The 12933-nt window shown below is 57.2% G+C and carries 9 protein-coding genes; 1 reads left to right on the forward strand and 8 read right to left on the reverse strand.

Features of this window, described 5'->3' with window-relative positions:
- The first annotated feature begins 725 nt into the window (after nucleotides 1-725).
- Nucleotides 726-3863 carry an autotransporter domain-containing protein gene (locus CAF79_RS01830; protein WP_170929682.1) on the forward strand — a complete coding sequence of 1046 codons (3138 nt, stop codon included), beginning with the start codon at nucleotides 726-728 and terminating at the stop codon, nucleotides 3861-3863.
- A gap of 88 nt (nucleotides 3864-3951) precedes the next feature.
- Here the strand turns inward: CAF79_RS01830 and CAF79_RS01835 are convergent, their stop codons facing one another.
- The 8 genes from CAF79_RS01835 to CAF79_RS01870 all read right to left on the reverse strand — a co-directional run bounded on the left by CAF79_RS01835 (nucleotide 3952) and on the right by CAF79_RS01870 (nucleotide 12599).
- The gene (locus tag CAF79_RS01835) at nucleotides 3952-4371 is read right to left on the reverse strand and encodes a DUF6691 family protein (protein WP_085696169.1); all 420 of its coding nucleotides are present in this window, start codon (nucleotides 4369-4371) and stop codon (nucleotides 3952-3954) included.
- Between the two features lie 2 nt (nucleotides 4372-4373).
- A complete protein-coding gene (locus tag CAF79_RS01840; protein ID WP_085696170.1) occupies nucleotides 4374-4805 on the reverse strand; it encodes a YeeE/YedE family protein in 432 nt (143 codons plus the stop codon).
- Between the two features lie 137 nt (nucleotides 4806-4942).
- Nucleotides 4943-6328 (reverse strand): GntP family permease, encoded by a 1386-nt coding sequence (locus CAF79_RS01845; protein ID WP_085696171.1) that lies wholly within the window; start codon nucleotides 6326-6328, stop codon nucleotides 4943-4945.
- Between the two features lie 293 nt (nucleotides 6329-6621).
- Nucleotides 6622-7467, reverse strand: coding sequence for an amidohydrolase (locus CAF79_RS01850; protein ID WP_085696172.1), 846 nt, complete (start codon nucleotides 7465-7467; stop codon nucleotides 6622-6624).
- A 29-nt stretch (nucleotides 7468-7496) separates the two neighbouring features.
- A complete protein-coding gene (locus CAF79_RS01855; RefSeq protein WP_085696173.1) occupies nucleotides 7497-8786 on the reverse strand; it encodes an MFS transporter in 1290 nt (429 codons plus the stop codon).
- 133 nt (nucleotides 8787-8919) lie between these two features.
- Entirely contained in the window at nucleotides 8920-9651 is a 732-nt protein-coding gene (locus CAF79_RS01860) for a GntR family transcriptional regulator (protein WP_085696174.1), read from the reverse strand.
- A 362-nt stretch (nucleotides 9652-10013) separates the two neighbouring features.
- A complete protein-coding gene (locus CAF79_RS01865) occupies nucleotides 10014-10673 on the reverse strand; it encodes a carbonic anhydrase (protein ID WP_085696175.1) in 660 nt (219 codons plus the stop codon).
- A 138-nt stretch (nucleotides 10674-10811) separates the two neighbouring features.
- On the reverse strand, nucleotides 10812-12599 hold the full coding sequence (locus CAF79_RS01870) for a thiamine pyrophosphate-requiring protein (protein ID WP_085696176.1): 1788 nt from the start codon (nucleotides 12597-12599) through the stop codon (nucleotides 10812-10814).
- Between the last annotated feature and the right edge of the window lie 334 nt (nucleotides 12600-12933).

Below are 12933 nucleotides of genomic sequence, written 5' to 3' on the forward strand. Positions count from 1 at the left end.
TTTCGGAAGCTCACGCTCGCCAGGGTGGGCTGACTGGTTTCGGCCAGCGATTCGGAGGGTAGGAGCGCTTCTGGGTTCATGGTCGTCCCCATTGACACCTGAAAATTGAAGGTATAGCCCCGCCGGCGAGAAAATCAAAATTTCCAAAATAAATTTATAGTAAACTATTGTTTTACAATGACAATTTTTATATGTTGGAAATTTTCTTATGCTGGAAAATTGCTCTGAATTTCCAGCACAAGAAAATTTTTTTTGACAGAAACGTTTTTGCTTCAGTGAGTTGAATGGCGTCCGTTAATTTGGAAACGCTGACAAGAAACCTATTCGGTCAAACAAGGCGTCGCGCTGGGCGATAGTGAGGTCCGGAGCATCCTTTAGAGCGGCGCTCTGCGCTTTCACCTCTTCCCCGCTGCCATTCAGATTTTGGCCAGCCATGTACGTCTCCGAGAAGATTGAGATTTTTCACGAGCAATGCCATATTGCCATCATCTCGCTCAAGTCCTGCTCAGCGCCTGGCGACGTTCACGCAAGTCACCTCTAACTACGGCTTAAAGACTCATTCTGCGCAGTCGATATCGTACGAGTCGCCAGAATGGGCAGCATCGCGCGCGCTCCGCCTCTGAATCAGGTTTCTCTGCATGTATTCAACGCAAAAGCTTGTCTGCAAAACAACGGTACTGAACGGTCGGTACGTTTCATTCAGGGTTTCCAGATTTTTTGTGTTCATGGCACTCGCCATTTGCAGCCTGCTGTTTGATTCATCTTCGGCGTACGCGTTATCGGCCAGCTGCACGACGCTCAACGGTTTGAGCGGTTCGGGTAGCTTTTCTCGCTCCTTTCCTGCTGGTTCCTTTTCTGCCGGCGAGAGCGTCTCGGTCACGTTCAGTGACAACGGCGGCAACGTCGGCAACAGCAATCCGTCGTCCGCCGATAACGTGATCCTGCGCAACCCGACCACGTTCTCGCCCTACTTCGACTACCGCAGCAACACCGGCAGTGCAGGTAGTCATGCGGGCAGTGCTTCGGCTGCAAATCTGACCAACGGGCTGTTCATCAGCACCAAGGTCGGCACCTACCTGAGCACGGTGACCATCAACTGTGGTGCGGCGGTTTCCAGCGATGCCACCCTGTCGAACCTGATCCCTTCAGCCGGTACCTTGTCGCCTTCATTTTCATCGGGCACCAGTACCTACAATGTCGCGGTCGCGAGCAACGTATCTTCAATCACCTTCACGCCGACGGCCTCCGACAGTAACGCTACGATCACGATCAACGGAATGAGTGTGGGCTCGGGTGCTACATCGCCAGCAATCAGCCTGAACACGGGGTCGAACACGATCAGCGTATTGGGTACTGCCCAGGACGGGAGTACCACGCACCTGTACACCATCACGGTCACTCGGGCCGTCGCTGCGCCGGATGCGAGCAATGTCTCCGCGACCGTGGCTTCCAACAGTTCCGGCAATCCGATCACTTTGGCCCTCTCAGGCGGTACTGCAACGTCGGTTGCCGTTGCATCCGCCCCTTTACACGGGCTTGCCACCGCCAGCGGCACCTCCATCAGCTATACGCCGGCAGCAGGTTACTCAGGTCCAGATAGCTTCACCTACACCGCCAGTAACCTGTCGGGCACCTCCTCCCCCGCGACGGTCACGCTAACGGTGACGGCGCCGACACTGGTGTTGACCCCGGCTGCCGGTGCGTTGCCTGCTGGTCAGGCGGGAACGGCCTACAGTCAATCATTCAGCTCGACCGGGGGCTCGGCGCCTTACAGCTATACAAGCTCCGGAGTTCCCGCAGGGCTGACTCTCGATGCAGCCAGTGGCGTTCTGAGTGGTACGCCCGCCAGTCCTGGCAGCTACAACCTCTCTGTCAGCGTGACGGATCAACATGGCGCCGTCGGCAATGCCAATTACACGCTGAGCATTGCCGGTGGGCCAGTGCCTGTGGCCAACCCGGTTTCCGCCGCCATCGCTGCCAATAGCAGCGGCAGCATTGCGCTGTCTCTGGCGGGGGGAACAGCCACGTCGGTCGCGGTTGTCACTGCACCAATGCACGGCAGTGCGATGGCCCGAGGCCTGACGATTACCTATACGCCAGTGGCCGGGTTCTCCGGGACGGACAGCTTCACCTACACCGCCAGTAATGCCTCAGGCACCTCGCCGGCAGCGACGGTCAATCTGACGATTTCAGCCCCTACCCTGATCGTTTCCCCCGCCGCCGGATCGCTGCCAGCGGCAACAATCGGTGCCCGTTACTCACAAGCATTGAGCGTAAGCGGTGGCAGCAGCCCCTATCGTTTCAGCGCCACTGGTCTGCCGTCGGGCCTGAACATCGATGCCTCCTCCGGGACAATTTCCGGCACACCTTCGGAAGCAGGCTCGGCGACCATTGCCGTGCAAATCACGGACGCCACCGGTGCGACGCTCAATGTCGCTTACAGCCTGAGCATCGGCGGCACGTTGCCAAGCGGCGCCGACCGCAGCGCATCCTTGTACGCCGGGCAGGCAGTCACCGTGAACCTGGCGGATGGCATCAGCGGCGGGCCATTCACCGGCGCGGCATTGGTGGACACGCCTTCCAAAGCCATGGGACAGACGACGCTCAGCGGGACGAGTCTGACATTTGTGGCTGCCGCACAAGCTTCAGGCGCTGCGATCATCCGTTACACCCTCAGCAATCGCTGGGGCGCGTCGCAACCCATCACCCTGACGCTGCAAGTGGCCGGACGTTCCGACCCGAGCAAAGACCAGGAAGTGATCGGCATGCTTGGCGCCCAGGCGCAAAGTGCCGCACGTTTTGCCCGCGCACAGATCGACAACTTCAACGACCGCCTCGAACAACTGCACGACAAAGAGAACCGTCGTGGCAGCAGCTTCAACCTGCAACTCGGCTTGCCGCAATCACGCCAGTCCCGCACCGGCAATACCAGCGCCTCGGAGATGTACCAGGCGCTGTCGTCACTCAGTGGCAGCGATCGCACAGCCTCCCCACATATGTCGGCAGCGCCCGGCTCAAACAGCGGACTCCTGGGAGATGAGAGCCTGTCGTTCTGGAGTGGTGGCTACGTCAACGTCAGTGATACCCGTCGTGACGATGTGAAGCTCGACAGCACCATGGTCGGCATGAGCGCCGGCGTCGACTATCGCTTCTTTGATGTCTTCACCGCCGGCATCGGTTTCGGGTACGGCCGGGACTCCAGCGATATCGGTTCCGAAGGCAGCCACAGCAAAGGCGATTCATTCAGCGGCGCGATCTACGGCAGCTTCCACCCTGGCCGGGTATTCATCGACGGCTTGCTTGGGTACAGCAACCTGTCGTTCGACAGTCGCCGCTATGTGACCGACAACGGCGGATACGCCAAGGGCTCGCGTGATGGCGATCAGATCTTCGGCTCGCTCAGCTCGGGTTATGAATTCAGGGAAGACACCTGGCGTATCGCACCCTATGGCCGTGTCGACGTGTCATCGACGAAACTCGACGGATTCCGTGAGTCAGGCAGCGGCGCATTCGATCTGGCATACGCGGCACAACGCATGAACGTGTTGTCCGGTACTGGTGGTCTGCGCGGACAATACGGCTATTCACTCAAACCGACCGAGCTGACCCTGCGTGGTCGCCTCGAATACAGCCACACCTTCAGCGGTGACAGCACGGCGCACATGGGGTACGCCGACATCAGTGACTCCACCTATGGCGTGTCCACCCAGGGGCAAAGCGAAAACCTGATGACCGTCGCACTGGGAGCTGACTTCTCACTGCCCGGTGGCTTGACGACAGGCGTGACCTATCAAGGCTCTTACGGGTTGGGGGACGACTCCAGATCTCATGCGCTGATGCTCAGACTCGGAACGCGATTCTGATATCAGGGAGCGGCGTCTCAATAGAACACTCGGCTGGTGCAGGTATCTGACAGCGTTTCCGTCATTTACGTCCATGGTTATCACCTGATCAACACATGCGTCGGCTTTCTAATACAGAGAACAAATACATACCGGCCAACATAGCCAACACGAAAATGATTATTTGCCAGTGCCCCGTCAGCAGAGTAGCTACAGCCGGCCCAGGGCAAATCCCCGCAATTCCCCAACCAACACCGAACACTAGACTGCCGCCAATCAAGCGGGGATCCAGCTCTCGCTTTACGGGTAACTGCATGCGGGCACCCAGCAAGGATTGCTTGTTCTTGCGCGCCCAATTCAGGGGAATAACCGCCACTGCAATGGCCCCTCCCATCACCAGAGCAAGTGACGGATCCCAAGCCCCGGCGACATCAAGAAAAGCCAATACCTTGGCAGGGTTCGCCATGCCTGCCAGGAGTAGACCTAAGCCAAAGATCAACCCTGCAAAAAATGCGCTCAACTTGATCATCTTCAAGCTCCCAAAACATGACGAATGACGTACACCGTTGCGAAGCCGGCGGTCATAAAACACACCGTTGCCACGATGGAGCGAGGAGACAACCGGGAGATCCCGCACACGCCGTGACCACTCGTACAGCCCGAGCCGTAACGGGTTCCCACGCCGACGAGCAGCCCCGCAATAATCAGGGCCGGCCACTCTGTCTTGATCTCTATTTCCGGCAAAACGGTCAACGCTCCCCACAACAAGGGCGCAAGTAAAAGACCAAGAAGAAACAACGCCTTTTCGCTCCAGCCTTCACTATCAAATTGCATCACGCTACCTAGCAAGCCGCTGATGCCCGCGATACGACCATCAGCGAGAACGAACAAGCTGGCCGCCAGCCCTATCAAGGCGCCGCCTAATGACGTCCAGGGTGTGAAGTTGATCCAATCGATGTGCATTTTGTATCTCCTGTACACAAGTGCTGGTTAAGCCTGAGCCCGAAGAGCAAGTGTCTGCTCCTGTGGTAGAGGAGCCTGTGCCTGACCCCTCGACTGACTCGCTCGGGCACGGTTGCTATCTGCGAACAGATCCTGACTCAAGTCACCGTGACAGCCGCATTCAACATCAACACCACAATCAAACCGACCACGGCTACGATGGATTGAACCACCGAAATGGTTTTGGTGGCTTCGCCCATAGTCATGCCAAAGGATTCCTTCACCATCCAGAAGCCCGCATGGTTCGCATAGTTGAAGAACAGCGAGCCACAGCCTATGGACAAGGCTAGCAGCGGCAGGTTGAGGCTGGGATCAGCACCTGCAAGCGGCGCCAGCAAACCCGCAGCACCAACGATACCTACAGTGGCTGAACCGGTAGATACCGAGAGCAGCATGGCGATCAACCAACCCAGGATCAGCGGAGGGAACGCAGACTGCTGGGTCAGGTGCACAATGGCATCGCCTACCTTGGCGCTGGTCAGCAGTTCCTGAAAGGCACCACCGCCGGCGATGATCATGATGATTGAAGCGATGGGCTTGAGGCTCTTGCCCAGGGATTCGCGCAGTTGCCCTGCATCGCCACCTCGCGCGAGTACCAGACTCGCCCCTGCGAACAGAACGCCCAGAAGCATGGCTATCAGGGGATTGCCCAAGAAACTGGCCATCTTCAGGATTGCATTGCCCTTGGGTAATAGCATCTCGGCGACGGCATGAATCAGCATCAGGATCGCCGGTAGCAAGGCTGCCAGCACGCCAAGCCATACGCTGGTGCTTGGTTGATCGTCGGCTTTTTCAGCCAGGGTGAACTGATCCAGCAAAACCTGATCCGGCCGGGTGCTCATACGCGGCGAAATGAATGCGCCATAAAGCGGGCCGCCCAAAATCATTGCAGGAATTGCGGCAAGGAAGCCATAGAGCATTGTCGGCCCAACCGAGGTTTTGAGCGCGGCGATGGCCGTCAAGGGGCCAGGGTGCGGCGGTACCATCCCGTGCATGGCTGCAAGTGCCGCAATCACCGGAACACCGACATACACATACGGTGAACCTTTGAAGCGAGCCTGGCTTTCCAACTTTCGCGCCACGCTGAATATCAGCGGCAGCATGATCACCAGGCCTACCTCGAAAAACATGGGAATACCAATTACAAATGCAACCATCATCATGGCCCAAGGGATCATCCGATCCGATGTCCGCTTGAGGATGACCTCGGCGATCTGCTCTGTGACACCTGCGTCAGCAAGAATTTTGCCCAGCATCGCTCCAAGCGCGATGACCACCCCTACTGCACCCAGTGTCTTTCCGGCGCCGGTGATCACGTGGGAGACGATGGATTCCGGCTCCATTCCAGTTGCAAAGCCAACACCCACGGAAACCACCAGCAAGGCCAGGAGCGGGTGCATTTTGAGACGCGACACGATGAGCCCCACCAGCACCAGGACGCTCACCAATGCGGTCAGTAACAGGTCTATATCTAAGGGGGTCATGAAAGGATCTCGGTTGGGCCGACGCAAAAACTGCACTCGGATTTGAAAGAAAAGTTTGAAACCGTAACGCCTGTCGGTGCATGTAATAAGCGAAGCTTCGTTTGGGTGGGTTCAATTTCGATTTCGGATGACATGTTCATGGAATCTGCTCTTTTGTAATTGGAATCAGCTGCTACACAAAACGTCCCGATGAGGCACGGCAGGTTTTAATGCAACGTCGCACGTCGAACGTTCTGTAGGTATTGATTTGAATGGGAGAGATGAATGGGCATTTGCGAATGCAGGCGCAAGTTTCAGCTTTTGCCTTTCGCAAAACCGAACAACCTTCGAGGGGCTTGCACCAGAAGCGAATAGCTAACCTGCGGCGAACACTCCAGGGCTTTTAACTGATCGACTACGGTGCGAAAACCGATGCTTTGCTCATGCTGCGTATGCGGCCAGTCGCTACCCCACACCAACTGGCGAACGCCAAAACTTTGTTCCAGCAGCGGTAATGCCATTCGAGCGAAATTGATGTTCTGTTGCGGCGTACCTCCCAAACGATAGATTCCCGATACCTTCATCCAGATCGAACCTTTCGACCCCAACTCCAGTAACTCGCAAAAACCGGGCTGATCGACGCCCGAATTGGCATCCGGCCGGCCAAAGTGATCGATCACCAACTTCAAACCGAATGGGGCCAATTGATGAATCAGCCCAGGCAGATCCTTTACCTCCCGATGCAATTCGACATGCCAGTCAAGATCAGCAATGTGGCTGAAAAACGCTCTCCAGGCACTGTTACGAAAATCAGGTAACGCCTTGCCCATCAGGTTCAAGCGAACGCCGACCACGCCCAGGCGATCCATGTCATTCAACATGGCGCGACTGACGCCTGGCTCCAGCACAACCACGCCTCGCAACTGATCCGGCGCTTGCCTTAACGCCGCCAGCAAGTAGCTATTGTCAGTACCGAGAAAGCTCGGTTGCACCAATACGCCATGGCTTAGGCCATGAGCGTGCAAGTGCGTCAGATACTGCTCAAGTGTGGCGTCGTAATCAGGGGTATAGCGCCGTTCACCGATCAAATTCAGATCACGACTAAACACATGAGCATGGGAGTCGATGCCGGTGATCGGTTTAGAGCAGGTATCAGTCATAGCATTCATCTAATAGAAGGTAATGGGCATCAGGCCCGCGCACTCTCGTTGCCGTTGATCGCTACTGCCACCGATGTATTCGAAGCTTCGAGGCTGCGTCCACGGGTTTCCGGCAAACAAAGTGCCGCAATCACCGCCACGCCATAGGCAATCCCGGCATCGATACCAATCGCAGAGCCAAGGGACATGGAGTCGCTCATGTGACCGACGAGGAACGGGAACACCGCAGAAAGCACTCGGCCAAAGTTGTAGCAGAAGCCCACACCGGCACCGCGTACATCCGCCGGGTATAGCTCGTTGAACAGTGCTCCAAGGCTCGCGGGAATACCTGCCGCGAAGAAGCCGAGCGGGAACCCCAGGAACAGCATCTGGGTATTGGTCAGTGGCAGGAACACGTAACACTGCACGGTGACAACACAGCACAACGCGAACAGGACGATGTTTTTACGACGGCCAATGCGGTCGATCAAAAATCCACTGACCACGCATCCGCACCAAAAGGCGAAGATGATCACTGCGAGGTAACCACCAGAGTTCAGCACCGAGAGGTTACGCTCGGTCTTGAGGAACGTCGGCAGCCAGGTCATCACTGCGTGGTAACCACCGTGCGCGCCCAAGCCCAACAGACCACCGAATAGCGTCACGCGAATCAGTTCAGGACGGAAGATACCTGCCAGGGATTTGAAGAAACTTTGCGGGATGGCTTTTTCTTTTTGCAGGCGCTGGAAACTATCAGGCTCCTCAACATTTCGCCGTACCCAGATAATCAGGAACGACGGCAGCAAGCCAACGATAAACATCACACGCCAGGCCATGTCCTGCGGCACGAACGAATAAATCAACGCAAACACACCGACCGCCAGGCCCCAACCCACAGCCCAGGCGCTTTGCACCGTGCCCATTACCTTGCCACGAAGTCCAGGGTTGATGGTCTCGGCCATCAGCACCGCGCCGGCCGCCCACTCACCGCCAATGCCGAAACCCTGGAGCGCCTTGACGATCAAGAGCTGGTTAAAGCCGGTGACAAACGCGGAGAGAAAGGTGAAGAAGGAGAACCACAAGATCATCCACTGCAGCGTACGTACCCGGCCGTAGCGGTCGGACAACGTCCCCCCTACCCATCCGCCGATGGCCGAAGTAACCAGCGTAACGCCACTGATTAGTCCCGCGTCACCCTTTGTCAGGGCGAATGCGGCGATCAGCGCCGGAATCGCCAAGCCAAACATTTGTACTTCCAGTGCGTCGAGCGACCATCCGCCGAAGCAGGCCCAAAAGGTTTTGCGCTCCCGAGGAGTGATTTGGCGATACCAGCTGAACATGATTCTTATCCTTATAAGTGGAACGTAAGGCAGCCGAAAGCGAACCGCTCCGCTACAGGGCCAGTTTTGGCAATAAAACAGGAAACCAGCGGCGACATACTCGCCGCTCAACGATTCACTACACAGGTAGGTGTTAGCGGATATCCACGCTGTATCGGAAGTGCTCCGCATGCCCACGAGAACGACGCCACTCCAGTGGTGTGCCGGCGTAATCACGAGCCAATCGCTCGATCACTACCACTGGGCTGCTGACCGGTACCTGCAGCAGTCGAGCATGCACCTCACTCACCGATTCAGCCGTGAGTGTCTCTTCGGCGTAGGCGACGACCTGACCGCAGATTTCTTCGTAGATCGGATATAGCAGTGGGCCTTTCCGGCTGAGGTCAACTTCCAGCAGTGCTTGAAAGCGGTTGCGCGGCAGCCAGATCTCTTCGGCAAGCACGGGCTGAACTTCGAGCAATCGAACACGGACAATGCGGATAACCGGCGCTTCGACCGGTAACCCTAACGCTTGGGCTACAGCTGAAGGCGCGGCTACTGCTTCGATGGACAGAATGCGACTCTCCGGTACCTGGCGTTCGCCGGCAGCGGTTTGAAAACGAAAGAATCGAAACAACGACGATTGAAACTGGGGTCGGCGAACGAAAGTGCCTCGGCCTTGTTGCCGCTCAAGAATTCCCTCGCTGACCAACGAATCGACCGCTTTGCGCACGGTGCCAGTAGACAACTGGTATTCCGCTGACAGTGCGGCCTCAGTGGGAATAGCCTCGCCTGGACGCCAGCGGTTGTTAGCGATCTGTTCAGCCAAGTGGTCACGCAGGCGTTGGTAAAGCGGCAGGCGAGCATCACTGGAAAGAGAATTCATCGACTTTATTCACCTTGTTATCTAGTCATCTATATGAATATTGGGGCGAGTATTTCGCCAGACAACTGAACTGTCAAGGTGGGCAACGGCATCGCGCTGACGAGTGGAGTCAATAGCCTCAGATAAAGATGACAAGCCCGCTGGTTCAATCACGGGTTAGGTGAGGCAATGCCGATATGGCTAAAAATGCGTCAAGCGGTTGTCGCGTCGGGGCAAAAAAATCCGTCTCGTGAAGAAAATCCGCCTAACCAGTTTGCTACTCGACGCTGCCGATGACTCCGTTCGCCGGCAGTTTCTTTATCTCGGGCCTGGTACTGCTTGACCAGGACGAAGACATCTCCGTCCTGGCTTGTCCGCCGCCGTTACAACTGACCCACGTTGCGCGCAGCAACGGCAACTGTGGTCGGTGAATCGGAAAGTTTGACGAAACGCCGAGTGGCGCCATCCAGCGCATCGATGCAACCTGCCTCGATGTCATAGACCCAGCCATGCAGATTCAGACTCCCCTGCTCGAGCGCGAGCGCCACCGATGGATGAGTGCGCAGGTTCGCCAATTGTGCAATCACGTTTTCGCGAACGAGGCCATCGAGCTTGTCACGTGGCGTATCGAATTCATGTGCGGCGTTGATCGCTTTCGCCGCATCCGAGTGACGAAGCCAGTTGGCAACGGCCGGAAGATGATCCAGACAGGTGCAGCGTGAAATCGCGCCCATCGCCCCGCAATCCGAATGGCCGCAAATCACGATGTCCTTTACGCCGAGCACGGCAACCGCATATTCGACAGTGGCCGAAACCCCACCCGGTTCAGGTCCGTACGACGGCACGATGTTGCCGGCGTTGCGGATCACGAATAGCTCGCCCGGTTCGCGCTGTGTGAGGAGTTCAGGCACTACACGACTGTCCGAGCAAGTGACGAACAGCGCCTTGGGGTTCTGTTCTGTCGCGAGCTGCTTGAAAAGCTCGACGCGCTGTGGATACACCTCGCGCTGAAAACGCAGAAAGCCATCAATAATGTCACGCATGGAATCCTCCAAATCAAACTGCCGGATACCGACACGAGCACTCGACAGCCCTCGTGCCGCAATGGTGCTCATTATTGCAGACCTCACGCGCATTGGATGTATTCAATCCACGACGGGTGAGGCGGCTCCTGACGGAACTCATTTTTTGCGCGGAAGCACAGCCCCCAACACCTGTTTGGCGGTTTGCACGACAATCCCCGCCTCGTCCGGATCCCCCTTGAGCAACGTGGTGGCGAACTTCTTCGCTTGTTCGAGCTTGATATGCGGAGGAAGCGGTGGAACGTTGGGGTCGGTCTTGAATTCGATCAGCACGGGGACATCCGAAGCCAGCGCCTGCTCCCACGCGGCGGCCACGTCGTCTTCGCGGTCGACGAATATGCCTTTCAGCCCAATGGAGATGGCGAACAGGTGATAAGGAACATCGGGAATGCTCTGCGACGCTTCGAACTTCGGATCCCCCTCCATGACCCGTTGCTCCCAAGTCACCTGATTGAGGTCTTCATTGTTGAAGACGGCGCAGATCCATTTGGGGCTTGCCCACTGCCGCCAATATTTGGCCACGGTGATCAACTCCGCCATATTGCTCATCTGCATCGCGCCATCGCCCACCAGCGCGATCACGGGACGCTCCGGGAACGCGAATTTGGCCGCAATCGCATAAGGCACAGCGGCGCCCATCGAGGCCAGGCCGCCAGACAGGGAACACTTCATGCCGCGCCGCACTTTCAGATCGCGGGCGTACCAGTTGGCGCAAGAGCCGGAATCGCTGGCGATGATCGAAAGTTCCGGCAGACGTGGCGACAGTTCGAACACCACCCGCTGCGGATTGACGGGATCGGCCTTGGCCATGGCGCGTTTTTCCAGGGTTTTCTCCCAGGAAGCACGCCAGCCTTCGACCTTTTTGCGCCATTTGCGTGACGTTTTGTGCTCAAGCAATGGCAACAGTGCAGCGAGGGTTTCCCCGGCGTCACCTACCAGATTGACCTCCATGGGGTAGCGCAAGCTAAGCATGTCGGGTTGCAAATCGATCTGCACCCCGCGTGCCTGACCTTCCTTTGGCAGAAATTCAGAATACGGAAACCCGGAGCCGATCATCAGCAAGGTGTCGCATTCGGTCATCAACTTGTAGCTGGGTTCGGTGCCCAGCAAACCGATGCTGCCCGTGACCCAGGGCAGTTCGTCCGGCAGTACCGCTTTACCGAGAAGCGCCTTGGCGACACCGGCGCCAAGCTTTTCCGCCACGGCGATGACCTGGTCGGTTGCCTGCAACGCACCGGCCCCCACCAAAATCGCCACTTTTTCGCCTGCATTCAGAACCTCGGCGGCACGTTGCAGATCCGCGTCATAAGGCACGACTTTCGGTTTGGTATAGCCCACCCCGGAATGCACGGTGCCATGGGTTCGTCCCGGAGCTTCATATTCGATGTCCTGCAAGTCGTTGGGCAGGATGATTGCCGTCACGCGCCGCTCACCGACAGCCGTGCGTACCGCCCTGTCGATCAAGTGGCGAACCTGTGCCGGGGCTGACGCCTGTTGCACGAAGGCACCGGCCACATCCTTGAACATCGACAGCAGGTCGAGCTCCTGCTGATAGTGACCACCGAGTGCCGCGCGGGCCTGTTGCCCCGCAATCGCCAGCACGGGTACGTGATCCATGCGCGCGTCGTAGAGTCCCGTGATCAGATGTGAGGCACCAGGGCCTGACGTGGCGATGCATACCCCCAGCTCGCCGGTGAACTTGGCATGCGCCGAGGCCATGAACGCGGCCATCTCTTCGTGCCGCGCTTGAATGAATTCGATCTTTCCCCGCGCCCGGCTCAGTGCGCCGAAAACGCCGTTGATGCCGTCGCCCGGATACCCAAAAATCCGCGTCACGCCCCACTCGCTCAGTCGCTCGACCAGAAAATCGCCTACAGTCATTGTCATGTCGTTTTCGCCTTCACCCAGTGCATGTAAAGGACTGGACAGTCCGGCGGACGGCGAAGTTCGTGTGGATGTCGAGCCCCTCCATCAAGTGACGCATGGGCTGATTGCAAAGCTGATAAGGGTGGAATCTGGCAGCGTGCAATCCTGCTTGAGGTTGCTCCGGGCATCAGCAGTTATCTGTAGCTGTCACAAATTCCATTTCTGCTGACACAAAGGCGAATTTTTACCGCCCCTTGGATATTGACGTGGAGTCCGCTGGCTGCGCTTTCGGTGCTAGAGCACGCCATTGAGCAGCAAACTACACTTCATTCTGAATTAGTGATTTAACTAGGTA

The organism is Pseudomonas sp. B26(2017), assembly GCF_002113045.1.
Lineage (GTDB): Bacteria > Pseudomonadota > Gammaproteobacteria > Pseudomonadales > Pseudomonadaceae > Aquipseudomonas.